Origin of the sequence: Streptomyces sp. NPDC102490 (assembly GCF_044765285.1) — a bacterium.
Lineage (GTDB): Bacteria > Actinomycetota > Actinomycetes > Streptomycetales > Streptomycetaceae > Streptomyces.
On the sequence record NZ_JBIWJU010000003.1, the window covers coordinates 530,632 to 556,628 of the forward strand.

25 protein-coding genes are annotated in these 25,997 nt (G+C 73.6%); 10 read left to right on the forward strand and 15 right to left on the reverse strand.

Annotated elements, in window-relative coordinates:
• Window positions 1-5: 5 nt before the first annotated feature.
• Entirely contained in the window at window positions 6-356 is a 351-nt protein-coding gene (locus ACIRGB_RS08985) for a hypothetical protein (RefSeq protein ID WP_403860468.1), read from the reverse strand.
• 142 nt (window positions 357-498) lie between these two features.
• Here ACIRGB_RS08985 and treZ point away from each other — a divergent pair, with 142 nt between their 5' ends.
• Window positions 499-2,244 (forward strand): malto-oligosyltrehalose trehalohydrolase, encoded by a 1,746-nt coding sequence (treZ, locus tag ACIRGB_RS08990; protein WP_403860471.1) that lies wholly within the window; start codon window positions 499-501, stop codon window positions 2,242-2,244.
• Between the two features lie 56 nt (window positions 2,245-2,300).
• On the opposite strand, the gene ACIRGB_RS08995 is transcribed toward treZ, so the two are convergent.
• Window positions 2,301-3,239, reverse strand: a complete 939-nt coding sequence (locus ACIRGB_RS08995; RefSeq protein ID WP_403860473.1) for an aminoglycoside phosphotransferase family protein — start codon at window positions 3,237-3,239, stop codon at window positions 2,301-2,303.
• Window positions 3,240-3,294: 55 nt separating this feature from the next.
• Window positions 3,295-4,425, reverse strand: coding sequence for a M24 family metallopeptidase (locus tag ACIRGB_RS09000; RefSeq protein WP_403860476.1), 1,131 nt, complete (start codon window positions 4,423-4,425; stop codon window positions 3,295-3,297).
• Between the two features lie 173 nt (window positions 4,426-4,598).
• On the opposite strand from ACIRGB_RS09000, the gene ACIRGB_RS09005 reads away from it, so the two are divergent.
• A complete protein-coding gene (locus tag ACIRGB_RS09005) occupies window positions 4,599-5,354 on the forward strand; it encodes a metallophosphoesterase (RefSeq protein WP_403860479.1) in 756 nt (251 codons plus the stop codon).
• 40 nt (window positions 5,355-5,394) lie between these two features.
• Here ACIRGB_RS09005 and ACIRGB_RS09010 read toward each other — a convergent pair whose 3' ends face one another.
• The 4 genes from ACIRGB_RS09010 to ACIRGB_RS09025 form a co-directional block, all read right to left on the reverse strand.
• Window positions 5,395-6,003: a PDZ domain-containing protein gene (locus ACIRGB_RS09010; RefSeq protein ID WP_403860482.1), complete on the reverse strand. Its 609-nt coding sequence runs from the start codon at window positions 6,001-6,003 to the stop codon at window positions 5,395-5,397.
• Window positions 6,004-6,078: 75 nt separating this feature from the next.
• A complete protein-coding gene (gene cyc2 / locus ACIRGB_RS09015; RefSeq protein ID WP_403860485.1) occupies window positions 6,079-8,289 on the reverse strand; it encodes a germacradienol/geosmin synthase Cyc2 in 2,211 nt (736 codons plus the stop codon).
• Between the two features lie 139 nt (window positions 8,290-8,428).
• The gene (locus ACIRGB_RS09020; protein WP_403860488.1) at window positions 8,429-9,646 is read right to left on the reverse strand and encodes a damage-control phosphatase ARMT1 family protein; all 1,218 of its coding nucleotides are present in this window, start codon (window positions 9,644-9,646) and stop codon (window positions 8,429-8,431) included.
• 17 nt (window positions 9,647-9,663) lie between these two features.
• Complete coding sequence (locus tag ACIRGB_RS09025; RefSeq protein ID WP_403860491.1) at window positions 9,664-10,311, reverse strand: ScbR family autoregulator-binding transcription factor; 648 nt, start codon at window positions 10,309-10,311, stop codon at window positions 9,664-9,666.
• Between the two features lie 379 nt (window positions 10,312-10,690).
• Between ACIRGB_RS09025 and ACIRGB_RS09030 the strand changes: the two genes are divergently transcribed.
• The 5 genes from ACIRGB_RS09030 (at window position 10,691) to ACIRGB_RS09050 (ending at window position 15,733) form a co-directional block, all read left to right on the forward strand.
• Window positions 10,691-11,704, forward strand: coding sequence for a substrate-binding domain-containing protein (locus ACIRGB_RS09030; RefSeq protein WP_403860494.1), 1,014 nt, complete (start codon window positions 10,691-10,693; stop codon window positions 11,702-11,704).
• A gap of 68 nt (window positions 11,705-11,772) precedes the next feature.
• Entirely contained in the window at window positions 11,773-14,358 is a 2,586-nt protein-coding gene (locus ACIRGB_RS09035) for a nitrate- and nitrite sensing domain-containing protein (RefSeq protein ID WP_403860497.1), read from the forward strand.
• Window positions 14,355-14,774 carry a roadblock/LC7 domain-containing protein gene (locus tag ACIRGB_RS09040; protein ID WP_003972853.1) on the forward strand — a complete coding sequence of 140 codons (420 nt, stop codon included), beginning with the start codon at window positions 14,355-14,357 and terminating at the stop codon, window positions 14,772-14,774. The genes ACIRGB_RS09035 and ACIRGB_RS09040 overlap by 4 nt, the downstream gene beginning before the upstream one ends.
• A 1-nt stretch (window position 14,775) precedes the next feature.
• Complete coding sequence (locus tag ACIRGB_RS09045; RefSeq protein WP_403860500.1) at window positions 14,776-15,135, forward strand: DUF742 domain-containing protein; 360 nt, start codon at window positions 14,776-14,778, stop codon at window positions 15,133-15,135.
• Window positions 15,122-15,733 (forward strand): GTP-binding protein, encoded by a 612-nt coding sequence (locus ACIRGB_RS09050; protein ID WP_403860503.1) that lies wholly within the window; start codon window positions 15,122-15,124, stop codon window positions 15,731-15,733. Before ACIRGB_RS09045 ends, ACIRGB_RS09050 begins: the two co-directional genes overlap by 14 nt.
• 34 nt (window positions 15,734-15,767) lie before the next feature.
• Here the strand turns inward: ACIRGB_RS09050 and ACIRGB_RS09055 are convergent, their stop codons facing one another.
• The 8 genes from ACIRGB_RS09055 to ACIRGB_RS09090 form a co-directional block, all read right to left on the reverse strand.
• A complete protein-coding gene (locus ACIRGB_RS09055; protein ID WP_403860506.1) occupies window positions 15,768-16,730 on the reverse strand; it encodes an ABC transporter substrate-binding protein in 963 nt (320 codons plus the stop codon).
• Window positions 16,731-16,804: 74 nt separating this feature from the next.
• The gene (locus ACIRGB_RS09060) at window positions 16,805-17,470 is read right to left on the reverse strand and encodes an ABC transporter permease (RefSeq protein WP_403860509.1); all 666 of its coding nucleotides are present in this window, start codon (window positions 17,468-17,470) and stop codon (window positions 16,805-16,807) included.
• Window positions 17,467-18,168 (reverse strand): ABC transporter permease, encoded by a 702-nt coding sequence (locus ACIRGB_RS09065; RefSeq protein WP_403860512.1) that lies wholly within the window; start codon window positions 18,166-18,168, stop codon window positions 17,467-17,469. Before ACIRGB_RS09065 ends, ACIRGB_RS09060 begins: the two co-directional genes overlap by 4 nt.
• A complete protein-coding gene (locus tag ACIRGB_RS09070) occupies window positions 18,165-19,319 on the reverse strand; it encodes an ABC transporter ATP-binding protein (RefSeq protein ID WP_403860515.1) in 1,155 nt (384 codons plus the stop codon). The genes ACIRGB_RS09065 and ACIRGB_RS09070 overlap by 4 nt, the downstream gene beginning before the upstream one ends.
• 222 nt (window positions 19,320-19,541) lie before the next feature.
• Window positions 19,542-19,949 carry a peptide-methionine (R)-S-oxide reductase MsrB gene (msrB, locus tag ACIRGB_RS09075; RefSeq protein ID WP_403860518.1) on the reverse strand — a complete coding sequence of 136 codons (408 nt, stop codon included), beginning with the start codon at window positions 19,947-19,949 and terminating at the stop codon, window positions 19,542-19,544.
• A gap of 13 nt (window positions 19,950-19,962) precedes the next feature.
• A complete protein-coding gene (murC, locus tag ACIRGB_RS09080) occupies window positions 19,963-21,351 on the reverse strand; it encodes a UDP-N-acetylmuramate--L-alanine ligase (RefSeq protein WP_403860521.1) in 1,389 nt (462 codons plus the stop codon).
• A 63-nt stretch (window positions 21,352-21,414) separates the two neighbouring features.
• Window positions 21,415-21,888 carry an indole-3-glycerol phosphate synthase gene (locus ACIRGB_RS09085; RefSeq protein ID WP_403860524.1) on the reverse strand — a complete coding sequence of 158 codons (474 nt, stop codon included), beginning with the start codon at window positions 21,886-21,888 and terminating at the stop codon, window positions 21,415-21,417.
• A gap of 217 nt (window positions 21,889-22,105) precedes the next feature.
• Window positions 22,106-22,900: a pyrimidine reductase family protein gene (locus ACIRGB_RS09090; protein WP_403860527.1), complete on the reverse strand. Its 795-nt coding sequence runs from the start codon at window positions 22,898-22,900 to the stop codon at window positions 22,106-22,108.
• A gap of 729 nt (window positions 22,901-23,629) precedes the next feature.
• Between ACIRGB_RS09090 and zapE the strand changes: the two genes are divergently transcribed.
• The 3 genes from zapE (at window position 23,630) to ACIRGB_RS09105 (ending at window position 25,997) form a co-directional block, all read left to right on the forward strand.
• A complete protein-coding gene (zapE, locus tag ACIRGB_RS09095; protein WP_403860530.1) occupies window positions 23,630-24,742 on the forward strand; it encodes a cell division protein ZapE in 1,113 nt (370 codons plus the stop codon).
• 195 nt (window positions 24,743-24,937) lie between these two features.
• Window positions 24,938-25,339: a hypothetical protein gene (locus ACIRGB_RS09100; RefSeq protein WP_403860533.1), complete on the forward strand. Its 402-nt coding sequence runs from the start codon at window positions 24,938-24,940 to the stop codon at window positions 25,337-25,339.
• 76 nt (window positions 25,340-25,415) lie between these two features.
• On the forward strand, window positions 25,416-25,997 hold the full coding sequence (locus ACIRGB_RS09105; RefSeq protein WP_403860536.1) for a carbonic anhydrase: 582 nt from the start codon (window positions 25,416-25,418) through the stop codon (window positions 25,995-25,997).

The following is a 25,997-nucleotide window of genomic DNA, read 5'->3' on the forward strand; positions in this document are numbered from 1 at the left end:
CGCGCTCACCGGTTCACGTCCAGCAGGGAACCGATCTTGGCCATGAGTGCGGCGCCGGGGAATCCGTACGCCGCGTGCAGCTCCGTCAGCGCTTCGACGGACCGTTCCTCCTCGCCCTCGGCGAGGTGGAGGACGACGATGTCTCCGTGGGAGGTGCCGTCGATGACCAGCTCGTGGGCGGTGATCACCCGTACGCGCCGCCGGAGTTCGGCCAGCGCCCTCGGCGGCGAGGAACTCGATCGTCCAGCCCGCCGTGCTCGGGCAGCAGGAACCTGATCGACACTGCGTCCGTACGGCTCCTCGGTGTCCGGGACCAGGCCGAGCACGGCCTGGAGGTGGGCCGCGGCCTCGCCCACGCCCGTGGCCGCCAGGGCGGCCCGCCGAACCGGGCGCGCGGCACGACACCCGCCCCGAGCGGGCCAATCCCCAGCGGAATGATCCGCGGTGGAGGACCATGGACGGGTCGCATCACGGTGAGCAGACGAAGGGGAACCGTCCGTGCAGTTCGAGGTGTGGGCACCGCAGGCCGGCCGAGTGACGTTGCAGTGCGACGGCGCCACGCGCGCGCTGGAGCGCGATCCGGAGCGGCGGGGGTGGTGGTGCGGTGAGGCTCCGGCGCGGGACGGTTCGCGCTACGGCTTCGCGGTGGACGACGGGCCGGTGCTGCCGGACCCGCGCTCGCGCCGCCAGCCGGACGGTCCCGACGGGCTGAGCGCGGTCGTCGACCACGGACGGTACGCGTGGCGTGCCCCGTGGGCGGGGCGTCCGCTGCCCGGCGGGGTCCTGTACGAGCTGCACGTGGGGACGTACACGCCCGAGGGCACCCTCGACGCCGCCGCCGCGCGCCTCGAACACCTGGTGCGACTGGGCGTCACCCACGTCGAGTTGATGCCGCTGTGCCCCTTCCCCGGGCGGCACGGCTGGGGGTACGAGGGGGTCTCGCTGTGGGCGGTGCACGAGCCGTACGGCGGGCCCGAGGCGCTGAAACGGTTCGTCGACCGGGCGCACGTGCTCGGCCTCGGCGTGGTCCTGGACGTGGTGCACAACCACCTGGGCCCGTCCGGCAACTACCTGCCCGCCTTCGGCCCGTACTTCACCGACACCCACCACACGCCCTGGGGCGTCGCCGTGAACCTGGACGCGCCCGGCTCGGACGAGGTGCGGGCGTATCTGGTGGACAGCGCGCTGGCGTGGCTGCGGGACTACCGGCTCGACGGGCTGCGCCTGGACGCGGTGCACGCCCTGGCCGACACGCGCGCGTGCCACTTCCTGGAGCAGTTGTCGACCGCCGTGGACGACCTCGCGGCCGATCTGGACCGGCCGCTCTTCCTGATCGCGGAGTCCGACCTGAACGATCCGCGGATCATCACCCCGCGCGCCGAGGGCGGTCTGGGCGTGCACGCGCAGTGGAACGACGACTTCCACCACGCGCTGCACACCGCGTTGACCGGGGAGTCGCAGGGGTACTACGCCGACTTCGCGCGCGATCCGCTGGCGGCGCTCGCCAAGACGCTGACCCGGGGGTACTTCCACGACGGCACCTACTCCAGCTTCCGGGGCCGCTCGCACGGCCGGGCGCTGGACCGCGGCCGGGTCGCCGCGCACCGGCTGACCGGCTACAGCCAGACCCACGACCAGATCGGCAACCGCGCCCAGGGAGACCGCCTGGCGTCCCTGGTCTCCCCCGGGCTCGCCGCCTGCGCGGCGACCCTGACGCTGACCGCGCCGTACACGCCGATGCTGTTCATGGGCGAGGAGTGGGCGGCCGGCACGCCGTGGCAGTTCTTCACCGACCACACCGACCCGGAGCTCGCGGAGGCGGTACGGCGCGGCCGGCGGCGGGAGTTCGCCGCGCACGGCTGGCGGGAGGAGGACGTGCCCGACCCGCAGGACCCGGCGACGCGCGAGCGCTCCTGCCTCGACTGGTCGGAGCCGGAACGCGAGCCGCACGCGCGCGTGCTGGACTGGTACCGGCGGCTGATCGCCCTGCGCGCCGAGCAGCCGGACCTGACCGACCCCGACCTCGCGGACACCAGGGTGGCGTACGACGGCACGGCGCGCTGGCTGGCCTTCCGGCGCGGTGACATCCTCGTGGCCGTCAACCTGGGCACCGAACCGGCGGCGATCCCCCTGGGCAACCGCCCGGCGCGCGTGCTCGCCGCGTGGGAGCCGGTCGAGGGCCCGGGCGCGAACGGCATACTGCGGGTGCCGGGCGAGTCGAGCGTGGTGCTGGCGCAGGACTGAGGAGGGCCCCCGGGCGGCGGCCGTGCGCTCACTCCGCGCGGCCGCCCGACGCCCGCTCAGGCGGGCTCCTCCGGGTCGTCGTCGCGCAGTTCCGTCACGCGTTCCAGGAGGATCGGCTCCCAGGCGCGTCGCAGCCGGGTCCTGAGCAGGGGCAGCGGCGGCGGCGCGCCGGACCGGTCGGCGAGTGCCGCCGCAAGGTCAACGACCGCGTCGCAGCGGGCCAGCCACAGGCCGCGCAGGCAGGGCCGGGCCCCGTATCCGGCGAGGGTGGCGGCGCGGACGGCGGCCGGTGAGCCCACGCAGAGGGCGAGCCCGGCGATGTCCTCGGCCGGGTCGCCGAGGACCGCGTCGCTCCAGCCGAGGACGCCGCGCACCCGCCCGTCGGCGCTGACCACCAGGTGCCCGCCGGTCAGCCCGTGGTGGACGAGGACGGCGGCGACGGGCTGGACGCCGAGCTGGGCCGTCGCCTCGCGGGTGAGCCGCTCGGGCCGCGCGGCGTCGAACTCGTCGGCCGCGGCGAGGACGCGGGCGGCACGCTCGGCGGACTGCCGCAGGGTCTCCAGGGAGCGCGGGGCCGCCCGCGGCACACCGAGCGTCTCGGCCTGCCGGACCGGCACCTCGCGCAGGCCGCTGAGCACCCCCGCGAGGTCCGCCTCGCCGAGGGCGGACACCTCGTGGTCCTCACCCGAACCGCCGGCCACCTTGGCGTCCAGCGTGTAGGTGAGGCCGGGTGCCCACTCGCCGTGCGCCACGCTCGTCGGCAGCGCGACCGGGACGTACGGCCGCACCAGTTCGCGCAGGCGCAGTTCGCGGCGTCCGCGCGCCGCGGCCTCCCGGTCCTGGGCCAGCCGCAGGACGTGCCGGGTGCCGACCCACCACGTGCCGGGTGCCGCGCCCCCGGCGACCGGCCGGACGTCGGGTGCCGTGCTCCCGCCCAGCAGGGAGCGGACCAGTCGGCGGACGGTGTCCGCGGTGGGTGTCGGTGCCTGGGTCATGTCGCGCCGTCGTCCTCCGGGTCTGCCGGGGCGTTCGGGGTCCGTCCGTCACCGGTCACTCGACGACGACCATCTCCCGGGTGGTGTCGTTGAGCCGCCGGCCACCGTCCGCGGTGACGGTGACGATGTCCTCGATGCGTACCCCGAACCGGCCGGGCAGATAGACACCGGGCTCGACGGAGAAGCACATGCCGGGCACCAGGGGCCGCTCCTCGCCCTCGATCATGTACGGCGGTTCGTGCGTGGTGACGCCGATGCCGTGCCCGGTGCGGTGGATGAAGTACTCGCCGTACCCGGCGCCGGCGATGACCGCGCGGGCGGCCCGGTCGACGTCCTGGCAGGCGGCGCCGGGCCGCACCGCCCGGAAGCCGGCCTCCTGCGCCTCGCGGACCAGGTCGTGCACCCGGCGCTCCTCGTCGGTGGGTTCGCCCACGTGGACGGTGCGGGAGGTGTCCGAGCCGTAGCCGTCCTTGAGGCCGCCGAAGTCGAGGACGACCATGTCGCCGTCCTCGATGACGCGGTCACCGACCTCGTGGTGCGGGTTGGCGCCGTTGGGGCCCGAGGCGACGATGGTGAAGTCGACCTGGGAGTGCCCGGACCGGCGCAGCGACGCGGCGAGGTCGGCGGCGACCTCGGACTCCCGGCGCCCGCCGAAGCGGACCCGCCGGATCTCCTCGAAGGCGGCGTCCGCCGCCGCGCCCGCCGCCGCCAGCAGTTCCAGTTCCGCCGTGTCCTTGACCGCGCGGAGCATCGGCAGCGCCTCGGTGAGGGAGGCGTACGAGGTGCCGGGCAGGGTGCGCTGGAGCGCCAGCAGGTGCATGGCCCAGGCGTTGTCGCTGATGCCGAGGCGTCCGGACCCGTCGAGGAGGGCGGCGGTGGCCGCGTAGGGGTCCTGGCCGTCGGTCCAGTCCCGCAGCGTCAGGGCGGGCGCGCCGGCCGCCTTGGCGGCGTCGGGGGCCTCCAGGGCCGGGACGACGAGCACGGGATCGCGTCCCGGGGCGAGGACGAGCAGGGTGAGCCGTTCGGTCTCCGCCGTGGGCGCGTAGCCGGTGAGCCAGACCAGGTCGGGGCCCGGGGCCACCAGCAGCCCGGCCAGCCCGGCGTCGGCGGCCGCACGCGCGGCGCGCTCCATGCGGGTCCGGTAGTCGTCGGCGGTGAAGGAAGCAGCGGGCCTGCTGCCGGTCATCCGGGCCTCCCAAGGCGCGAGGGTGAAGGGACCACGGGCAGCATCCTGCCCCCAGGACGGGGGCGACGCGAGCCGATTGGGGTGGAGCGACCCCGGCGACTAATGGTTTGATGCACACCAAGCATTAGCATCGGGGGCGTCCGTGGTCCGGACGCCCGGAGGAGGCCGACACCGTGCTCGTACTCGCGCACATCAGCGATCTGCACCTGGACGGAAGCCCGCGGGCGACGGAGCGCGCCGAGCGGGTGCGCGACCGGCTGTGGCGACTGCCGGGGCGGGTGGACGCGCTCCTGGTCACCGGGGACATCGCGGACCACGGCACGGAGGCGGAGTACGAGGAGGCCGCCCGCGTCCTGGGGCTGCGCGACGGCTCCGCGCCGTTCCCCGTGCTCACCTGCCCGGGCAACCACGACAGCCGCGCGCCCTACCGCAAGGCCCTGCTCGGCCGGCCCGCCGCCGACGGACCGGTCAACACCCTGCACGTCTTCGACGGCGGCGCGGTCCTGATGTGCGACTCCAGCATCCCGGACGACGACGAGGGCGAGCTGGACGAGGAGACGTACGACTGGATCGAGGCGTCGCTCGACGGACTCGACGACGACCGGCCGGCCCTGCTCGCCTTCCACCACCCGCCCACGCCGCTGCACCACCCTTTGCCCGACTCCTACCGGCTGCACCACCCCGAGCGCCTCGCCGCGCTGCTGGAGCGAAGGCCCCGGATCGCCGGGCTGATCACCGGTCATGCGCACACACCCGCCGCCACCGTGTTCGCCGGGCGGCCGCTGGTGGTCGGCCCCGGGGTGACGTGGACGCTGCGGCTGCCGTGGGAGGGCGAGGAGATCGCGGACCGGGACGCGCCGGTCGGGCTCGCCTTCCACGTGCTGGACGACGCCGGACGGCTCACGAGCCACTTCCGCACGGTCGCGTGACGGCACGGCCGGGTGACGGCGGTGCCATGGGCCGGCGGTGTCATGTGACGACGCCCGGTACGGCCGTCAGCTGCTGGTAGCCGCCGCTGCGGTGGCGCACGGTGAGCCTGACCTCCTTGCCGGGGCGGGCGCGGGCCACGGCGCGGGCGAGGTCGGCGGCCGAGTCGACGCGGGTCCTGCCGAACGCCAGCAGGACGTCGCCCCGCACCAGGCCCGCCGCATACCCCGGCCCCGGCACGTGGACGCCCACGACCCGGGCCCCGGGCCTCTCGTCGTCCACGGCTTCCACCCCGAGGGTCGCGCCGGCCGGCGCCGGGGAGGGGGACGGGCCGGCCGCGGGACCGGCCGACGGGTGCGCCGGGGCGGCCCCGGTGCCCGTCGCCGCCGCGGCGCCCCCGCCCGGGCCCGCCGCCCCGGCCTGCTGCCGCAGTTCGGCCAGCTTGCTCATGCCGATCACCGTGGCGCCCACCGTGCCGAGTCCCACGCCCGCCAGGAGCAGGACCGCCGCGGCGAGCGCGCCGAGCAGCAGGGTGGTGAGCCGGCGGCGGCGCCGGCGCCCGGGGTGCGGACGCCGGGTGGTGTCGGGCTCGGTGCCGGGCCCCGGGTCCCGGCCGGGCATCGGCTTGGGACGCAACGCTGTCTGTTCCATGGATCGCCTCCGGCAGGTGCTCTACCCGGCGCACCGGCGCGTGACGAGCCACGAAAGAGTGAGACTGAACGCCGGTCAGGGCGTCAGGGCGGGACTGCTCCCCGGCCGGTCGAGCGGCGCGGCGACCCGCGTGGGCACGGGCGCGGCCGGGATCCGGTCCGGGAGGAAGCCGTGGGTGCGGCTCGCCAGGTACTCGGCCCGGTAACGCGGGACGTTCCGGTGCCAGTTGAGGATCCCGGCCATCCAGTTCTGGAGGTCGACGACATAGCCGTGCATGACGGTCCGCGCCTCGTCGGACAGCTGGAAGTCGTCGTAGACGACGGGGAGTTCGTGCGCGACGACGTGCTCGAACTGCCGCATGCGCTGGTTCATCAGATCCTGCACGACGCTGAGGGCGGCCGGGTAGTCGACACCGAAGAAGTTCTGCACGACGAGGACGGCGTTGTGGATCTCGCCCTCGTACTCGATCTCCTTCTGGTACGAGAAGACGTCGTTGAGCAGGCACGCGTAGTCGATCGCCGCGTTCTCCAGGGAGCGGACCGGACCGCTGCGGTAGACCTCGGGCGGCACCGCCGGGCCGTGTCCGGCGCGGCACAGGCCCAGGGTGAGGTCGGAGCCGAAGGTGGCGCGCCGCATCTCCAGGTAGTCCACCGGGTCGGGGACGCGGTTCTGGATCTGGTTGGACAGCTCCCACACCCAGGCCTCGGTCATGGTGTCGACGGCCGTCCTCAGCGGGCGCCGCTCCTCGGGCGTCATACCGGCCGTCGTGCGCGCCCAGAGGTCGATCAGGGAGCGTTCCATGGCGTTGACGGGCGGCGGGACGGGCTCCCCGTCGAGCGGCATGCAGGCCGACAGGCGGGCGGTGGTCAGCCGGGCGGCGGCCAGGTCCCGGCGGTGGCCGTACACGAGCGGGTAGTAGTCGTCGCCGTAGGTGCCGAAGGCCAGCCAGCCGGAGGCCAGGTCCAGCTGGTCCTGGGTGGCGTCCGGGTCGAGGCCGGCGGCGCACAGGGGGAGGTCGCAGCTCGCGAGCTTGTCCTCGTCCCAGACCCCCTCGCTGAGGATGCCCATCCGCGCGCACCACTCGGACAGATGGCGCCGGGCGCCCTCCAGGGCGGGGCTCAGCTCCAGCGGGTAGGGCATGCGGATGTCGGGGATGACGGACGGACCGACCTGCTGGAAGGGCACGTGGGTGTAGGGGCGGGCCCGCTGGGCGACCGCCCCGGCGAGCAGCGCGCCGACGTCCGCGGCGGAGGTGCCGGGTCCGGTCAGCGTCTGCCAGCCGGCCAGGGGACGCTCGCCCTTGTTCATGTAGCGGCTGGAGCGCATGTGCCATTCGTGGCCGCCGGACTGCCAGTCCTGGAGGCCCTTCGTGTACGCCGCGACGGCGGCGGCCTCGGGCGGGGTCAGGCCGTTCTCCAGGGCGACGGCGGGCACCTCGGTGAACGCGGTGTGCTCGAACTGGTGCAGCCGTGAGGTGAGCACGTCGTTGACCAGCTCGGCGGCCTCCTGGGTGGTGCAGCCGAAGAAGGTCTCCAGGACCAGCACCCCGTTGCTCAGCTCGCCCTCGTCCTCGACCTCCCGCTGGTAGGAGAACAGGTCGTTGCGCAGGTGCACGGCGTCGGAGAACGTCTCCATGAGCACCCTGAGCGGCCTGGTCCCGGCGACGGCGGCGGGCACCTCGGCGGTCGCGTACTCCACGAGCCCGGCCGACCAGGGGGCGCCGCCGACCTTGCGGCGCATCTCGATGTACTCGACGGGGTTGGCGACCCGCCCCTCGTTGATGTTGGACAGCTCCCACAGGGACTCGTTGAGCAGGTGCTCGGTGGCGACGGCGAAGCGGCGGCGCCAGTCGGCCGACATGGCGGGCACCGTGCGCCTCCACAGGTCGGCGAGGCCCGCCTCCACCGGGTTCTCCGGCTCGGGCGTCCCGGTGGCCGGGTCGAGCGGCATGAACAGGGGCAGCCGGTCCAGGTGGGCCTTGCCGGCGAGGCGGTCCTGGCTGCGTTTGAACTTCTCCAGGAAGTGGTCGTCGAAGAAGAAGACCCACACGTACCAGTCGGTGATGAGGGAGAGCGCCGGCCCGTCGCAGTCGGGGTGGGTGTAGGCGCAGAGCAGGCCGTAGTCGTGGGCGTCGAGGTCGGACTGCTCCCAGACCCCGGAGCCCTCCAGCATGCCCATCTCGCGCGCCCACGTCGTCGAGTGGGCGCGGGCCTCGTCGAGATGCGGGTTGAGCCGCGCGGGATGCGGCAGGTAGAAGTGCGGGAGTTGGAAGGGCTGTTGCGTCATGGCCGGGCCCTACCCATGCCCCTGCGGACGCATCCGCCGGGCGGCACATGATCACACCATCGCGTGAATCAGCCCGAAATACGGGAACTTCTCGCGCGGTCCTCCCTCGGCCGTCCCTCAGTGCTCCCTCAGTACTCCCTCAGCGCCTGACCTGGATCAGCGCGTGCGTCCCGCTCGTCCGCCAGCGCCGCTCGCCGCTCGCCTCCAGCGCGGCCTCGGTCTTCGCGTCGAGGCCGGTGACGACGTCGGACTTCAGGGTGCGCAGCGCGGCGACGGGGCCGGGGAAGTACGCGGTGACGTCCGCGAAGGAGGTGGTCGGCGGCCACCACCGGTCGCCCACCAGGCGCCGGTAGTTGAGGTCGCCCTTGAGGACGGTGACGGTGGCCGCGGCGAAGTCCGCGCGCAGGTCGTCGGGCATGTCCGCGTACGGCAGCGGGGCGCAGGAGAAGGGGTGGGCGCGGACGGTGACGCGGCCGTCGGCCAGGGCGGCCCAGAGCCGCTCGCCGTGGGCCGCCGCGGCGCCGCCCGCCGTGACGAGCCGCCGCAGGGCGTCGAGCAGGTCGGTGGGCGTGGCGTCGGAGACGTAGTACGGGTACGGCTTGACGTGCAGGACCGCCCGGTCGACGCGGCCCTCGGCGAGGAGGTGCGAGACGAGGAGCAGGTCGGGGACGAGTTCGCGGCCCGCGTTGTCGGCGACGAGGCACAGGGTGACCGGTCCCCGGCCCGGGGTGCCCGTTCCGGGGGCCGGGAGCAGGGAGAAGAGGGTGTCGCTGTCGTCGGCGACGAGGGCCTCCGCCTCGCCCCCGGTGTCCGCGCCCCGGTCGGAGAGGCGGAAGCCCAGGTCGGCGCGGTTGCCCCACAGCGAGCCGTGCAGCAGGGCCCGGGTCCGCTCCTCGGCGGGCAGGCGGTCGAGGCCGTCCAGCGCGGCGAGTTCCCCGTCCGTCTCCGGCGCGTCGAGTTCGGCGAGCTTGGCGGGCCGGAAGGGGTCGACGCCCTGCCACGCGCCGGGGCCGAAGTAGCCCACGGCGTCGAGGAGCCGGCGGTAGAAGTGGCTCTCGGCCCACAGCCAGGGCACCTCGTACCAGGAGCGGCCGGCGTACGCGTCCATGCCCCACCGCGCCCAGCGGTCCCGGTCGCGGCCGGTGGGGTCGGCGTCGGCGGGCAGCGGCTCGACCACTCCGTCGGCGCAGCTCGCGAGCAGCGCGTCGAGCGCGTGGCGCCGTTCGGGGTCGAGCGGGAAGGCGTCCCGCACCTGCCGCACGATGGCGGGGTGCCGCTCGGCCAGCACGCCGTGCGGGAAGGAGCCGGGCTCGTCGGCGACGATGACCGGGGCGGGCGCGAACGGGGTGTCGGGCATGCTCGTCACCGTACCGGTCAGGCCGGGCCCGTCTCCCGTTCCAGGCGGGCCGCGAGGGTGAGGTAGCGGGCGCGCCGGGTCACCGGGACCATGCCGCGGATCAGGATGTACCACATCTCGGCGAGGCGGCGGGGCTGGCGCCCGGCCGGTTCGAGGGTGCCGCTGACGACGCGGGTGCCGACGATGGAGCAGACCAGGGTGTGGGCGACGGAGTCGACGTCGATGTCCGGGTGCACGTCGGACTGCCGTACGGCGTTCAGCAGCCAGGACGTGGCGATCTCCCGCCACTCGGTGAAGGGGTGCGGCAACGGCGGCCGTACCGGTACCCCGGCGGTGGCGAGCCGCAGCCCGGCCCGCAGCACCGGCCCCTCCTCGCAGAGCCGGGCCATGCCGAACGTGAGGCGCATCAGCGCCTCCAGCGAGGAGTAGCCCCGCCCGTCCAGGTCGCTCGCCAGCCGGCGGGAGGTGCGGGACTGTATCTCCATGATGGCGTGCGCGAGGTCTTCCTTCGCCGCGAAGTGGAAGTACAGGGCACCCTTGGTGACCCCGGCGTGGGCGACGATCTCGCTCAGGCTGGTCGACTCGTAGCCGTACCGGTCGAACAGATCGGCCGCCGCACCGACGATCGTCGCGCGGGTCTGCTCGGCGCGTAGCTGCCTCGCCATCGGCTGGACTCTCCCGGGCTGGAACTCAACAGACCGTGCCGCCTGTTTTTACCCCCCGCACACGATAACTCACGGACTAACTGCCCATCAGATCAACCCCTGCGGACCCCGTGCGCACCGCGGACCCACCGCCCGCACCCGCCCCGCCCACCGCCGGGCATACCGCCCGGCATTCCGCTTCGGCCCGCTTTCGCCGCCCCGTTCATCACGATGCGGCACCGACAACTCACAGCAGTTCGCTGGTCACTTGACTACCAGCGGTCACACACGGTTTGCTCCGGCCAGGCGAGTTTCACCCGGTTGGCGCACTGACCCGCGGCTCCCGGCCCGCTCGCTCCGTTCCTCCTGCTCGGTCGCACAGCGAGGTGCCCCCGCCCCCATGAGTACAGTTCCCCCGCCCACCCACTCTCCCGGACCCCTGCGCACGGCGGCCCTCGCCGCGGCCGTCTGTCTGCTGGCGGCCGGCTGCTCCGCCCTCGGCGGGGACGAGGACGGCTCGGCGGCGGACGCCGCGGGCGGGTCCGGCGGCGACCGGATGAAGATCGTCATGGTCACCCACGGCGGTGAGGGCGACGCCTTCTGGGACCGGGTGCGCAAGGGCGCCGAGGCGGCGGCCGCCAAGGACGGCGTCGACCTGACCTACGCCGGGGACGCCGACACCGCCGACCAGGCCGACCTGGTGCGGGACGCCGTCCGCGACAAGGCCGACGGCATCGCGGTGACCCTGGCCAAGCCGCAGGCGATGAAGGCCGCCGTCGCCGAGGCCAAGGCCGCCGGGATTCCCGTGGTCGGCCTCAACTCCGGTATCGACGCCTGGCGGTCCACCGGGCTCCTGGAGTACTTCGGGCAGGACGAGAGCGTCGCGGGCCGGGCCGTCGGCGACAAGCTGAACGACCTCAGGGCCAAGCACGCCCTGTGCGTCATCCACGAGCGCGGCAACGTCGCCCTGGAGGCCCGCTGCGCCGGTGTGAAGAAGACCTTCCGGGGCGAGACCGAGATGCTCTACGTCGAGGGCACCGACATGAAGGCGGTCGGCGCCGCCGTCACGGCGCGGCTGCGGCAGGACGCGGACATCGACGAAGTCGTCATGAACGGCGCGGCGTTCGCCCTCGCCGCCGTCGAGTCGGTCGACGAGGCGGGCAGTTCCGCCCACGTCGCCACCTTCGACCTCGACGAGGACCTGGTCGCCGCGGTCAAGCGCGGGGACGTCCAGTTCGCGGTGGACCAGCAGCCGTACCTCCAGGGCTACCTCGCGGTGGACGCGCTGTGGCTGTACCGCACCAACGGCAACGTCAGCGGCGGCGGGGTGGCCCCCGTGCTGACCGGTCCCGCGTTCGTGACCCGGACCAACGCCGACTCGGTCGCGCAGTTCGCCGCGGGCGGCACCCGGTGACCGGGTCCCGCGGCCGACGGCGTCCGCCCGCCTCCGTTCCCCGCCCCCACTGATCGCCTAGGACGACGATGTCTGCACGCAAGACACGCAAGAGCCGTCGGACGCGGGCGACGCGGAGGAAGGGCCTCCGGCGCCGCCTCGGCTCCATACGCCTGTCCCTGATCCTCCTGGCCCTGGTGCCTGGCGTCACCCTCGCGGCGGTGTGGGGCGTCACGACGATCCAGATGTTCTCGGAGGGGCTGCGGCTGCGCGCGCAGACGGAACTGAGCCGCGACACCGGCGCCATGGGCACCGAGGCCGCCCTCGCCCTCCAGAAGGAGCGCAGCCTGTCGGCCGCCTGGCTGGCCGAGCCGGACGGCGACCGGACGGAGCTGGACGCGCAGCGCAGGAAGACGGACGAGGCGGTCGCCCAGCTCGTGGGCCAGTCGGACGCGATCGAGAGCGCTCCCGACCGGATCTCGGACCGGCTGTACTCGGTGCTCGGTTCGGTGGGCAGCCTGGAGTACTACCGCGCCCAGGTGGACGACCCCAGCGACATCACCGCCGAGCAGGCGCTCGACCAGTACACCTCGATCGTGGACGAGCAGATCCACGCCTTCCAGGAACTCTCCCAGGTCGACGACGGGGATCTCACCTCCCGGGCGGGTCCGCTGGTCGCCCTGGAGCACGCCGCCGAGCTGGCCTCCCAGGAGGACGCCCGGCTCACCCTGGCCTGGCCGTCCGACCGGATGGACCAGGAGCAGTGGACGGAGTTCGCCCAACTGGTGCACACCCGCCGCTGGCTGGTGCAGGACCAGATCGTTCCCTCGTTGACCGGGAGCGCGAAGACGCAGACCGAGCGCATCCTGGCGAGCTCCGAGTGGAAGTCCATGCAGGACGTCGAGGACCAGGTGCTCGAGGCCCGTTCGGCGGGCGGGGACGAGCGGATCGACCTGCCGGACGCGCGGAAGCGCTGGAACGCCGCCTTCGAGTCGATCTCCACCCAGTACGGCCAGCTCGTGCGGCAGCAGACGGACGGTCTCCTGGACCGCAGCGCCGCGGAGGCCAGGGGCCTGCTGATCAAGGCCGGCGCGCTCAGCGCGGGCGGGCTGATCGCGCTGGTCCTCTGCGTCGTCATGTCCTGGCGCATCACCCGCTCGCTCTCCCGGCGGCTGCGCGGGCTGCGGCTGGCCACCCTGAGCCTGGCCGAGGAACGGCTGCCCGACGTGGTGGCCCGGCTGGAGCGGGGCGAGACGGTCGACGTGGAGTCGGCGACCCCGCCGCTGGACTACGGACGGGACGAACTCGGCCAGGTGGCGCAGGCGTTCAACACGGCGCAGCGCACCGCCGTGCACACCGCCGTCGAACTCGCCGACACCCGGCGCGGCTTCCAGAAGGTCATCCTCGGCATCGCGCGGCAGAGCCAGAACCTCGTCAACATGCAGCTCGGCAAGCTGGACGCCCTGGAGCGCGAGCACACGGACCCGGAGATCCTCAAGGGCCTGTACGAACTGGACTCCACGGCCAGCCAGTTGCGCCGCTACGAGGAGAACCTGGTCATCATCAGCGGTGAGCAGCCCCGGCGCACCTGGCGCGAGCCCGTGTCGGTGGTCGACATCCTGCGCAGCGCGGTCGGCGAGGTGGCCGAGTACCAGCGGGTGGAGCTGCACGCCGACGAGGAGGTGGCCCTCGCCCCGCCCGCGGTGGCCGACGTGATCCACCTGCTGGCCGAGCTGATCGACAACGCGACCACGTACTCTCCGGCGCCCCACCCGGTGGGGGTGCGGGCGGCGCTGGTCGCCAAGGGCCTGGCGATCGAGATCGAGGACCGCGGGCTCGGCCTGTCGGAGGAGGACTACGCGTCGTTCAACGCCCAGTTGGCGGTGGCTCCGCAGTTCGACGTGGTGGCGCTCGCCGACGACCTGCGGCTCGGCATGTTCGTCGTCGCCCGCCTCGCGCACCGGCACGGCATCACCGTCACACTGCGCTCCTCGCCGTACGGCGGGACCACGGCGATCGTGCTGATCCCGCACGAGATCGTGGTGCGCGAGCCGGTCGGCGGGGCGGACGGCACCGGCGCCGCGGTGGCCGGCGTGCGGGACCGCCGGCTCGCCGGGGCCGCCGCGGCCACCGCGACCACCGCGCGCGACTCGGCCGACCCGGCCGCCGCTGCCGAGCAGCCCCCCGTGTCCGCCCGCGTGTCCGCGGCCTCGGGGCCGGAAGGGGACCCGGCCGGCGACGAACGGTCCGCGCGGCCCGTACGGTCGTCCCGGCCGGCGCCCGCGAGCCGGTCCGCGGCCGCGGCGGGCTTCGCCGGCGACTCCCCCGACGGCTCCTTCGAGGAGCGCGGCGGCCTGGCGCCGCTGCCCCGCCGGGTGCCGCAGACCAGCCTCGCCGCCGAGCTGCGCGACGAGGACCTGGACGGCCGCCGGAACGGCTCGGACGGCGCGTTGGGCGACGACTACGCCGACTTCACGGCCGAGCGCGCCGCCTCGTCCCTCGCCGGTTTCCAGCGCGGCACGCTGCGGGCCCACACCGCCGACGAAGCCGACGAAGCCGACGGCCCGGACGACGCCGACGGCACCCACACCGACACCGACGGGCACGTGTTCTCCTCCGCCGCCCCCGCGAACCCGACCGCCGACCGCCGACCGCCGACGAAGGACACCCGATGACCCGACCCTCCCCCGCCACGCACACCGAGCTGGACCAGTTGCTCACCGGACTCGTGGAGCGGGTCGCCGACGTGAACCAGGCGGTGGTGCTCTCCGAGGACGGGCTGGTCGTCAGCAAGTCCACCGGGTTCCTGCGGGACGACGCCGAGCGGCTGGCGGCGACCGCGTCGGGCCTGATGAGCCTCAGCAAGGGCGTCAGCATGGACTTCCGGGGCGGCCCGGTGCGCCAGGCGCTCATCGAGATGGCCAACAGCTACCTGATACTCACCTCCGCGGGCCCCGGCGCGCACCTGGTCGTGCTCACCGGGCCGAACGCCGACGTCGGCGTGGTGGCGTACCAGATGAACATGCTGGTGAAGAAGATCGGCGAGCACCTGAGCGCGGCACCGCGGGCCACCGCGGGACCCGGCGAGTGACGTGAGCGGAGGCGACGCGGGGGGCCGGCTCGTGCGGCCGTTCACCCTGACCGGCGGCCGCACCCGGCCCAGCCGCGCCGACTTCACGCTCATCACGACGGTGACCGCTGTCGACCCGCAGCCCGCCCGGGCGGCGCGCCCGCAGCCCGAGCACCTGCGGATCCTGCGGCTGTGCGCCCGGCCGGTCGCCGTGGCCGAGATCGCGGCCCGTCTCGACCTGCCGGTGAGCGTGGTCGTCATCCTGCTCTCGGACCTGCTGGAGGCCGGCCGTATCACCGCGAGGCCGCCGCATCCCGTCTCCCGCGCCACCGAGGACCTGGACCTGCTGCAGAAAGTGAGGGACGGCCTTGGCCGGCTCTGAGCGCGTCGCCGAGACGCCCACGGGATCCGCACGCTCCACCGCGCCCGAGGCGGTGAAGATCCTCATCGCCGGTGGGTTCGGCGTCGGCAAGACCACCATGGTCGGGTCGGTCAGCGAGATCGCCCCGCTGCGCACCGAGGAACCGCTGACCGCGGCGGGCCTGGACGTCGACGACCTCAACGGCATCGAGGAGAAGCGGGCCACCACCGTGGCGCTGGACTTCGGCCGGATCACCATCGGCCGGGACGTGGTGCTGTACCTGTTCGGTACGCCCGGTCAGCAGCGCTTCTGGTTCATGTGGAACGACCTGGCGATCGGCGCGCTCGGTGCGGTGGTCCTGGTCGACGTCCGCAGGCCCGAGTCGAGCTTCGCGGCGGTCGACTTCTTCGAGCGGCGGGGCATTCCGTTCGTCGTCGCCGTCAACGGCTTCCACGGCCGGCACCCGTACCCGGCCGCGGAGATCCGCGAGGCCCTCGCGCTGCCGGAGCACGTGCAGGTGCTGCTGTGCGACGCGCGGGAGCGGACCTCCAGCCGGGACGTCCTCCTCGCCCTGATCGACCAGCTGATCGACGCCGCGACCGGGGCCGCGGCGTCGTAGCGCGCCGTCCTCGGGCGTCGTCCCCGGGCGTCCGTCAGGCGAGACCCGCGGACTTCAGCCACGCCTTGGCCACGTCCAGCGGGTCCTTCTTGTCCAGCTGGACCTGCGCGTCCAGGTCGAGGAGCGTCTTGGTGTCCAGCTTGGCGGAGAGCGCGTTCAGCGCGGCCACGCCCTCCTTGTTCAGCCCGTCCTTGGCGACCAGCGGGGTCACGTTGGCGTGGCCGAAGAGGTTCTCCGGGTCCTTCAGGACGACGAACTTCTCCTTGATGATGGTCGGGTCGGTGGTGAAGACGTCCGCCGCCTGCACGGTGTTCTTGGTCAGCGCCGACTGGGTCAGCGGACCGCCCGCGTCGAGCGCCTTGAACGACTTGAACTTCAGGCCGTACACCGACTCCAGGCCCTTGAGCCCCTGCTGGCGCGTCTGGAACTCGGGCGAACCGCCGATCACCAGGTCCGGTGCGACGTCCTTGAGGTCGGCGAGGGTCGACTCGGCGGTGAGGCCGTGCTTCTTCGCGGTCTCGGCGTTGACGCTCACCGAGTCCTTGTTCTCGGCCGGTGACGACTCCAGCAGCGTCAGCTTCGGGTCGAGCTTGGCCTTCGCCGCCTCGTTCACCGCCTCGACGGACTTCTGCTGCGCCTTCGGGTCGAGATAGGCCAGCAGCGAGCCGTTGTACTCCGGCAGCACGGTGACGGAGCCGTTCTTCAGCAGGCCGTACGTCGTCTCGCGGCTGCCGATGTTGTGCTGGTAGGTGACCTTGAGGCCCTTGGCCTTGAGCGCCTCCCCGTAGAGGTCGGCGAGCAGGGTGCTCTCGGCGAAGTTGTTCGACCCGACGACGACGGTGCCGGCCTCCGCCTTGTCACCCGCGAGGGGGTTGTCGGAGGTGTCGTCGGAGCCGGAGGAACAGCCCGCGAGCAGCGCCGCGGCGGCGGTGAGCGCGACGGCCGCCGCGCCGGTGTGCCTAGTCCTGGACCTGCTGCTCTGCACGGTGAAAGTCATCCGTCGATCCAAACGATCCGGTCGCCGATCAGTCAAGAACGGCCTGGTTACGGTTTCTTCGCCCCGGTGCGCCGTCATCGCCTGCGCACCCCCGGCGACACGGCCAGCCGCCCGGCCGCCCAGAACACCGCGAGGGTGACGAGCGCCATGAGGGCGACCAGCGTGGCGCCGCCGACCACCTTCTCGTAGTCGCGCTGGTAGAGGCCGTCGATGATGTAGCGGCCGAGCCCGCCGAGGCTGACGTACGCGGCGATGGTCGCCGTCGACACGACCTGGATGGCGGCGGAGCGCAGCCCGCTGAGGACCAGCGGGAGGGCGACGGGCAGTTCGACCCGGAAGAGGATGTCCGTCTCGCGCATGCCCATGCCCCGCGCGGCGTCCACCGGGGAGGGGTCGACGGAGCGGACGGCCTCGTAGGTGGTCACCAGGATCGGCGGGACCGCGAGCACGACCAGCGGGATCATCACGGGCAGCAGACCGATGCCGACGGCGACGGCGATCAGCACCAGCAGGCCGAAGCTGGGCAGCGCGCGGGCGGCGGTGGCGACGAAGGCGACGGCGTTGCCGCCGCGTCCGGTGTGCCCGGTCAGCAGTCCGGCGGGCAGCCCGATGGCGGCGGCGAGACCGAGGGCCATCAGCGTGTACTGGACGTGTTCCAGCAGGCGCCCGGGGATGCCGTCGTAGCCGTGCCAGTGGGCGCTGTCGCTGAAGAAGGCGTTGACGAAGTGGAGCACGTTCACCGGGCCGCCGCCTCCTGGGGCTCGGGCCGCGCGGCGGCCTCCTTCGGGCGTTGCCGCCTGCCCCGCGGCAGCCACGGGGTGAGCAGGTTCCGGGCCAGGACGAGGAGCGCGTCGCACAGGACGGCCAGGACGGCGGTGGTGAGGACGGAGTTCACCGCCAGCTCGGGACGGCCGTACTTCTGGGCGTCCGCGAGCAGGTTGCCCAGCGCGCCCTGGTTGCCGATGAGGGCGCCGACGCTGACCAGGGAGATGCTCGCCGACACGGCCACCCGCAGCCCGGCGAGGATGGCGGGCACGGCGATCGGCAACTGCACCTGGAGGTAGCGCCGTACGGGCCCGAAGCCCATGGCCGTGGACGCGGCCAGCGTCTCCTCGGGCACCGACCGCACGCCGTCGACGATCGCCGGGACGAGCACCACCAGGCTGTACACGGCCAGCGGGATCATCACGGTCAGTTCGGTCTGGCCGGTGTAGTCGATGAGGACCACGAAGACGGCCAGCGAGGGGATGGCGTAGAACACGGTCGTCACGCCGAGCACCGGCGGGTACAGCCAGCGGAAGCGCACGCACAGCTGGGCGAGGGGCAGCGCGGCGAGCAGCCCGGCCAGGACCGGCAGCAGCGCCTCGCGCAGATGCAGGCCGATCAGGCCGGAGTAGGTGGTGCCGAGGTCGCTCGGTATGTCGAAGAAGCCGTTCACGGGGCGACCTTCGTGACGTCGGCGGGCTCGTCGGTCCGCGCCTGGCCGGGGCCCGCCGCGCCGTGCGCGGAGCGGATCGCCTCCGCGATGGTCTGCTGGGAGACGACGCCGGTCACCCGGCCGTCGGGGTCCACGGCGACGGCCCAGCCGGTGGGCGAGAGCACGGCGCAGTCGAGCGCCGCCCGCAGCGAGTCGGTGCCCGGCACGAACGGCCGCCCGTAGGACAGCAGTCGCCCGGCCGCCAGGTCCCCCGCGGCCAGGTCGCCCGGCTCGGCCCAGCCCAGCGGCCGGTCGTCCGCGTCGGTCACCAGCAGATGGGTGGCGCCGTCGGCGGCGGCGAGCCGCTCGGCGGTGGCGTCGGCGCGCACGACCGGGCCGGTGCTCAGCTCCAGGCCGGCGGAGGGGAAGAAGGAGAGCCGCCGGATGCCGCGGTCGGCGCCGAGGAAGTCCTCGACGAAGTCGTCCGCGGGGTCGGACAGCAGCTCGGCGGGCGGTGCGAACTGGGCGAGCCGGCCGCCGGTGCGCATCACCGCGACCATGGTGCCGAGTTTGATGGCCTCGTCGATGTCGTGGGTGACGAAGACGATGGTCTTGCCCAGTTCGTCCTGGATGCGCAGGAGTTCGTCCTGGAGTCCCTTGCGGACGACGGGGTCGACGGCGGAGAACGGCTCGTCCATGAGCAGCACCGGCGGATCGGCGGCGAGCGCCCGGGCCACGCCGACGCGCTGCTGCTGGCCGCCGGAGAGCTGGTACGGGTACCGCTTGGCGAGGGAGGAGTCGAGCCCCACCCGTTCCATCAGCTCGGCGGCCCGCTCGCGGGACTTCTGCTTGCCCCAGCCGATCATGCGGGGCACGGTGGCGATGTTGTCGAGGATCGTCCGGTGCTGGAAGAGCCCGGCGTTCTGGATGACGTACCCCATCGACCGGCGCAGCGTGGTGACGGGCTGCTGCTGGAGGTCCTCGCCGTCGAGGAGGATCGTTCCCTCGCTGGGCTCGACCATCCTGTTGATCATCCGCAGGGTGGTCGTCTTGCCGCAGCCCGAGGGACCGACGAGGACCGTGATCGCGCGGTCGGGTATGTCCAGTGACAGCCGGTCGACCGCCACGGTGCCGTCCGGGTACCGCTTGGTGACTGAGTCCATCCGTATCAAAACGCCGAATACCCTTCGGGTCTGGCAGAAGCTGCCCGCTCCGGCCGCGGTCGGTGGGGCCGTCGCCGGTCGAGTGTAGACGGCTGGTCCGCGGGGCCCCCGTTGGCTCCGGGGCGACTCCTTCCCGCTGCTCGGGCGTTCACACCGGGAATGTGCCCGAGCGGGCGGCGGCCGGGAGCGGCGGTGTCCACCGTGCCGCTCCCGGCCGCCGTTCCGGTCGGCTCAGCCGGCCGTGGGCTCCAGCCGCAGGGAGATGCTGTTGATGCAGTACCGCTGGTCGGTCGGGGTCGGGTAGCCCTCGCCCTCGAAGACGTGTCCGAGGTGCGAACCGCACCGGGCGCAGCGCACCTCGGTGCGCACCATCCCGTGGGAGCGGTCCTCGATCAGCTCGACCGCGTCGGTGTCCTTCGGGTCGTAGAAGGACGGCCAGCCGCAGTGCGACTCGAACTTGGTCGTGGAGGTGAACAGCTCCGCACCGCAGGCGCGGCAGGAGTAGACGCCCTCGGTCTTGGTGTCGGTGTACTCACCGGTGAAGGCCGGCTCCGTGGCGGCCTCGCGCAGCACGGCGTACTCGGCCGGGGCCAGCTCCGCCCGCCACTGCTCGTCCGGCTTCTCGACGTCGTACGACATGAGTCTCAGCCCCTTACTTCGACAGCTCGTCCAGGATGCGCGGTCCGAGGTCGGTGACGTCGCCCGCGCCCATGGTGAGAACGAGATCACCGGCCTTCGCCATTCCCGCGACCAGCGCGGGCGCGGCGTCCTTGTCGTGGACCGGCGTGACGTCCGCGCCCGCCGCGCGGGCCGCCTCGATGATCAGCTCGCTGGTGATGCCCGGGATCGGGTCCTCGCGGGCCGGGTAGATGTCGAGGACGACCGAGGCGTCCGCGAGGGACAGGGCCTGGCCCATCTCCTTGCCCAGCTCCTGGGTGCGGGAGAAGAGGTGCGGCTGGAAGAGGACCAGGATGCGGGCGTCGCCGACCGCGGCGCGCATGGCCTCCAGGTCGGCCGTCATCTCGGTGGGGTGGTGCGCGTAGGAGTCGACGACCTGGACGCCGGCCGCCTCGCCCTTGAGCTGGAGGCGCCGCTTGACGCCGGTGTACGCGGCCAGCGCGGGGGCCAGCTCGGCGGCGGGGACGCCGAGGGCCGCGCCCGCGGCGAGGGCGGCGACCGCGTTGTGGGCGTAGTGACGGCCGGGGACGGAGACGGTGAAGGTCAGCTCGGCGCCGTCCAGGACGACGGTGACCTCGCTCTTGAGGCCCTGCGGGACGACGGACAGGATGCGCACGTCCGCGTCCTCGGACTCGCCGTACGTCACCGTGCGCACCGAGCCGGCCAGCCTGCGCGTCAGCTCCCGGGCGCCCTCGTGGTCGGCGGCGATCACCAGGGTGCCGCCGGGGACGATCTTCCCGGCGAAGGTCTCGAAGGACTCGTAGATCTCGTCCATCGAGGCGTAGTTGGCGTGGTGGTCCAGCTCGACGTTGAGGACGATGGCGACCTCGGGGGCGTACCGGTGGAAACTGCGGTCGCTTTCGTCCGCCTCGGCGACGAAGATCTCGCCGTCGCCGTGCAGGGCGTTGGAGCCGGGCGCGTCCAGGTCGCCGCCGATCGCGTACGACGGGTCCAGGCCCAGCTCGGACAGGGAGACCGCCAGCATCGAGGTGGTGGTGGTCTTGCCGTGGGTGCCGGCGACCGCGATCGGGCGCAGGCCGTTCATCAGGGCGGCGAGGGCGTCGGAGCGGTGCACGACCGGGATGCCCAGCTCGGCGGCGCGGACCAGCTCCGGATTGTCCTCGCGGATGGCCGAGGACACGACCACGCAGCTCGCGTCGTCGGCGAGGTGCTGTGCCGCGTGCCCGATGTGCACCGTGGCGCCCAGGGCCCGCAGCGCCCCGGCGGTCGCGGAGTCCTTGGCGTCGCTGCCCGCCACCTCGGCGCCGCGCTGGGCGAGGATCTTGGCGATGCCCGACATTCCGGCGCCGCCGATGCCGATGAAGTGCGGTCGGTCCATGGCGGTAGGAAGGCCGGGTGCCATGCGCTGTTCTCCCAGGGTGATCCGTCGGTGGGCGCGCCCCCTCGGCGGGGGCGCGGCACCAGCCTATGCCTTGCTGTGGGAGAAGAGTTTCAGCACCGGTACGCCGACCTTGTGCCGGGCCCGGGAGGCCCAGTCCCGGTGGAAGAACTCCTCCACGTAGTGGGGGTCGGTGAGGACGATCACCTCGTCGGCGGCGACCTCCATGACCACGGACTTGAGCTCGTCCAGCGGGTGGTCCTCGATCAGCCGGCCCTCGGCCTGGGCGCCGGACGCGCGCAGGGCCGTGAGGGACACCTCCAGCGCCCGCTCCCCGACGCTCTGCGCCTCCTGGCCCTCCGGGGTCTCCCCCTCGCGTACGGCGTCGTCGAGCTCGCCGAGCGCGACGTCGTCGATGGCCCGCAGCAGCCGGTCCGCCTGATCCCCGCGCGGCTGGAGCAGCACGTGGAAGGCGACCTGCTCGTCCCCGTGCAAGGTGGTGACGAACTCCACGTCGGCGGACGTCAGGGCCTTCTCGATCATCAAAACGCTTGTGAACACCAGGCGCCCCTTCTCCTTCGAGGGCCCGTGGGCCCACCCTCCGTAGGCCGTACCAGACCCTGCGGAAACCATCCTGCCCCGTGATCGCACGGGTACTGCCGGAATCAGTGTGCCCGGCGCGGTCTAAACGGAACGGAAGATTCCGCCGATTCCCGGATGTGCGGTAACCATCGAACTCCTGTCCGGTCGCCGCCGTCCACGCCTGCCCGGGATCGCCCTAGTCACGCCGGTAACGGCTGAAGAGGAAACCTTCCTCCTCCAGCAGGGACGCCAGGACGAACCGCCGCGGGACCTCGACCGCCGGTCCGCCCGCGATCCGCTGCGCGTCCCCGGCGGTCAGCATCGGGGAGACGGTCAGGCACAGCTCGTCGAGCACACCGGCCGTGACGAACTGCCCCAGCAGCCGCGGGCCGCCCTCGGTCAGCAGCCGGGTGTGCCCCAGCTCCGCGAGCGCCGTGAGGGCCCGGGCCGGGTCCACGCCGACGCCGTCCCCCGCGATCACCACCCGGGCCCCGGCCCGCTCGGCGGCCGCCACCCGGTCCGGGGCCGCGGCGGCCCCGGTCAGCACGAGGGTGGGCACGAGCGGGGAGGTGAACAGCGGAAGGGAGAAGTCCAGCTCCAGGCTCGCGCTGACCACCGCGATCGCCGGCACGGGTGCCTGTCCGGCCGCCTGCCGCGCCTCGGCGAAGTCGGCCCGCACCCGGGCCGGCCGGTACCCCTCCTGCCGTACGGTCTCGGCACCGGCGATCACCACGTCCGCCAGGGCGCGCAGGGTGCCGAAGATCCGCATGTCGGCCGCGCTGGAGATGGGCTGGGAGCGGCCGTCGTGCTGGGCGGCGCCGTCGAGGGTGGAGACCATGTTGGCCCGCAGCCACGTCTCCCGTCCCCCGTCGGGCTCGGGGTACGCGTAGGCGGCGGCCAGCTCGGCCAGGCTCCACTCCCGATCGGTCTCGGAACCGCCCGGGCCGACGGTCGGATCGGGCACGGGGGACACGGGGAACAGGCGTCGCATGGGGTGCAGTGTTCCACGCACCCCCCACCCCAACCACGCAGGCCGGCACCCTGAGGGCCCCCACCGCACCGCACCCCGGCCCGCACCGCGGCGGCCCGGCCTCCACCACACCGCGGCGGCCTGGCCCACGCCGTGGGGCCGCAGCCCGCACCGCACCACGGCGCCTGATCCGCGCCGGGCACGGGCGGCAGCCGGAATCGCCCCCGCACCGCACACCACCGGCGGCGTGCCGCGACCACCCGCGACCGAGGGCGACACCCCGAGCCGTGATCCCGGCCCACCGGGGCACTCGGGCCCGTCACGGGACCCGGCAGAGCGCCACCCGCCCCAGCGAGCTGATGCCGCACCCCGGCACCCGCGCCACGCTCGCCCACGCCGCCGCGCTGCCGCGACAGAGGACGACACCCCGAGCCGTGATCCCGGCCCACCGGGGCGCACGGCCCCGCCATGGAACCCGGCAGAGCGCCACCCGCCCCAGCGAGCTGGTACCGCACCCCGGCACCCGCGCCACGCTCGCCCACGCCGCCGCGCTGCCGCGACAGAGGACGACACCCCGAGCCGTGATCCCGGCCCTCCAGGGCGCACGGGCCCGCCACAGGACCCGGCAGAGCGCCACCCGCCCCAGCGGACTGGTGCCACACCCCGGCACCCGCGCCACGCTCGCCCACGCCCACGCCCGCGGTCCGGGCGGCGGTGAGGCTCTCCGGGCAGGCCCTACCATTGAGTACCGTGTCGTCCTCCTCCCCCGCCCCCGTGCCCGCCCCGATAACCGGGACGGCTCCGGCCACGGTCTCCCTGTGCGCCCGCGAGCCCCGCGTCCCCGCGGACCGTCTGGTCGCCGAGATGGTGCCCCCGCCCCGTTTCGACTCCGTCCGCTTCGACACGTACATCCCCGACCCGAACCAGCCCAGCCAGAGCGAGGCCGTACGGGTCCTGGAGGACTTCGCGGGCGGACTGGGCCAGGCGCCCGGCGCGGCCGGCGGCAGGCGCGGCTTCTTCGGGCTGGGCCGCGGCAAGGCACCGAAGGCCCCGGCCGGGCCCCGCGGCGTGTACCTCGACGGCGGCTACGGCGTCGGCAAGACCCACCTGCTGGCCTCCCTGTGGCACGCCACCCCCGCCGAGCCCTCCCGCAAGGCGTTCGGCACCTTCGTGGAGCTGACCAACCTCGTCGGCGCCCTCGGCTTCCAGCAGACCGTGCAGACGCTGTCCGGGCACCGCCTGCTGTGCATCGACGAGTTCGAGCTCGACGACCCCGGCGACACCGTCCTCGTCTCCAGCCTGCTCGCCCGGCTCGTGGAGGCCGGCGTGGCACTCGCCGCCACCTCCAACACGCTGCCGGGCAAGCTCGGCGAGGGCCGGTTCGCGGCGGCCGACTTCCTGCGCGAGATCCAGGGTCTGTCCGCCCACTTCCGCGCCCTGCGCATCGACGGCGAGGACTACCGCCACCGCGGTCTGCCCGAGGCCCCGGCGCCGTACTCCGACGAGCAGGTGACCCGTGCCGCGCGGGCCACCGAGGGGGCGTCCCTGGACGACTTCCCCGCCCTCCTCGACCACCTCGCCCGCGTCCACCCCAGCCGTTACGGCGCCCTGACCGACGGTCTGACGGCCGTGTGCCTCACCGGGGTGCGCCCGGTGCCGGACCAGTCGACGGCGCTCAGGCTCGTGGTGCTCGCGGACCGGCTCTACGACCGCGAGGTGCCCGTCCTGGCCTCCGGGCTGCCCTTCGACCGGCTGTTCAGCGAGGAGATGCTGAACGGCGGGTACCGCAAGAAGTACTTCCGGGCGATCTCCCGGCTCACCGCGCTGGCCCGAGACGCCGCGCGCCTGGTCGACACGCCCTGAGGCGGCCGGAGCGCTCCATTCTCGCCAACCCACCCGCCGATTTCAGGCTCTCTTCCGGCTCGTAACGCCACGTTAACCCTGCAAAGCCCTTTGCAGGGTTAACGTGTTTCTTGACCATGCATTGACCATGCGTTGGCCTTGCTTTGACCGAGTACCGGCGCGCGCCCTCGGCGCGAACTGCCTGGAGGGGGGCGTATGTCACGCGGCACGACGGCCCGGACCGTGTTTCCGCTCCTCGCCGCCGCCCTGCTCGCCCTGGCGGTCTTCGCACCCGGCTCACCCTTCGCATCCGCGCACACGAGCCGTGATGCCGTGGCCAACGCCCTTCCCGGAACCACCCCTTCCGGCACGGCCCCGTACGACGAGACCGTCACCTGCCACGACACCGGCCGCGCCGGGAACCCGAACGGTTCCGCGCGCGTCCGCGACCGGCACCGCACCACCACCGCGCCCCAGCCCGAGGCCCCGGAGCGCCCGTGCGCGCGACAGCGCGACCCCGCGGTGTCCGCTCCCCCCGGGTCCGCCCCGGCGACCGCGCACCGGCCGAGATCCGCGCCGGACCATTCGCCCGCGGCCCTTCAGGTCTTCCGCTGCTGACGGAGCACCGGCACATCCCCCACCTCTGTCCCACCCGTCCGACGCGCCCCCACGGCGCGCCAGGAGGAACCTCATCATGCAGCCCCTCATCGACAACGCCCGCACGTTCGGACAGCGCCCTGAGGAGTTCGCCGGGCACGCCGAAGGCCAGTCGCCCGAAGTCCTGTTCATCACCTGCTCCGACTCCCGGGTCGTACCGGCCCTGATCACCGGCGCCCGGCCCGGCCAGCTCTTCGAGCTGCGCACCGCCGGCAACATCGTCCCGCCCTACGCCTCCGAGCGCCCCTCCGGCGAGGCGGCCACCGTCGAGTACGCCGTCCAGGTCCTCGGCGTCCGCGACATCGTGGTCTGCGGCCACTCGCACTGCGGCGCCGTCGGCGCGCTGGTGCGCGGCGACGACCTGACCGCCGTACCCGCCGTGCGCGACTGGCTGGCGCACGCGGCGGACGAGCCGGAGCCCTGCGATCCCGCCGACCCGACGGTCGCCGGGGCCGTGCAGCACCACGTACTGGCGCAACTGCTGCGCCTGCGCTCCTACCCCTGCGTCGAACAGCGGCTGGCCGACGGCCGACTGCGGCTGCACGGCTGGTACTACGAGGTCCACACCGGCCTCGTGCGCGCGCACCGCGCGGACACCGACGCGTTCGAGACCCTGTGA

Bases quoted from the DNA above. Each gene is read 5' to 3' on its own strand.
- ACIRGB_RS08995 (WP_403860473.1), bottom strand. From the start codon at position 3,239: ATGACCCAGGCACCGACACCCACCGCGGACACCGTCCGCCGACTGGTC.
- ACIRGB_RS09000 (WP_403860476.1), bottom strand. From the start codon at position 4,425: ATGACCGGCAGCAGGCCCGCTGCTTCCTTCACCGCCGACGACTACCGG.
- ACIRGB_RS09010 (WP_403860482.1), bottom strand. From the start codon at position 6,003: ATGGAACAGACAGCGTTGCGTCCCAAGCCGATGCCCGGCCGGGACCCG.
- cyc2 (WP_403860485.1), bottom strand. From the start codon at position 8,289: ATGACGCAACAGCCCTTCCAACTCCCGCACTTCTACCTGCCGCATCCC.
- ACIRGB_RS09020 (WP_403860488.1), bottom strand. From the start codon at position 9,646: ATGCCCGACACCCCGTTCGCGCCCGCCCCGGTCATCGTCGCCGACGAG.
- ACIRGB_RS09025 (WP_403860491.1), bottom strand. From the start codon at position 10,311: ATGGCGAGGCAGCTACGCGCCGAGCAGACCCGCGCGACGATCGTCGGT.
- ACIRGB_RS09030 (WP_403860494.1), top strand. From the start codon at position 10,691: ATGAGTACAGTTCCCCCGCCCACCCACTCTCCCGGACCCCTGCGCACG.
- ACIRGB_RS09035 (WP_403860497.1), top strand. From the start codon at position 11,773: ATGTCTGCACGCAAGACACGCAAGAGCCGTCGGACGCGGGCGACGCGG.
- ACIRGB_RS09040 (WP_003972853.1), top strand. From the start codon at position 14,355: ATGACCCGACCCTCCCCCGCCACGCACACCGAGCTGGACCAGTTGCTC.
- ACIRGB_RS09055 (WP_403860506.1), bottom strand. From the start codon at position 16,730: ATGACTTTCACCGTGCAGAGCAGCAGGTCCAGGACTAGGCACACCGGC.
- msrB (WP_403860518.1), bottom strand. From the start codon at position 19,949: ATGTCGTACGACGTCGAGAAGCCGGACGAGCAGTGGCGGGCGGAGCTG.
- murC (WP_403860521.1), bottom strand. From the start codon at position 21,351: ATGGCACCCGGCCTTCCTACCGCCATGGACCGACCGCACTTCATCGGC.
- ACIRGB_RS09090 (WP_403860527.1), bottom strand. From the start codon at position 22,900: ATGCGACGCCTGTTCCCCGTGTCCCCCGTGCCCGATCCGACCGTCGGC.
- ACIRGB_RS09100 (WP_403860533.1), top strand. From the start codon at position 24,938: ATGTCACGCGGCACGACGGCCCGGACCGTGTTTCCGCTCCTCGCCGCC.
- ACIRGB_RS09105 (WP_403860536.1), top strand. From the start codon at position 25,416: ATGCAGCCCCTCATCGACAACGCCCGCACGTTCGGACAGCGCCCTGAG.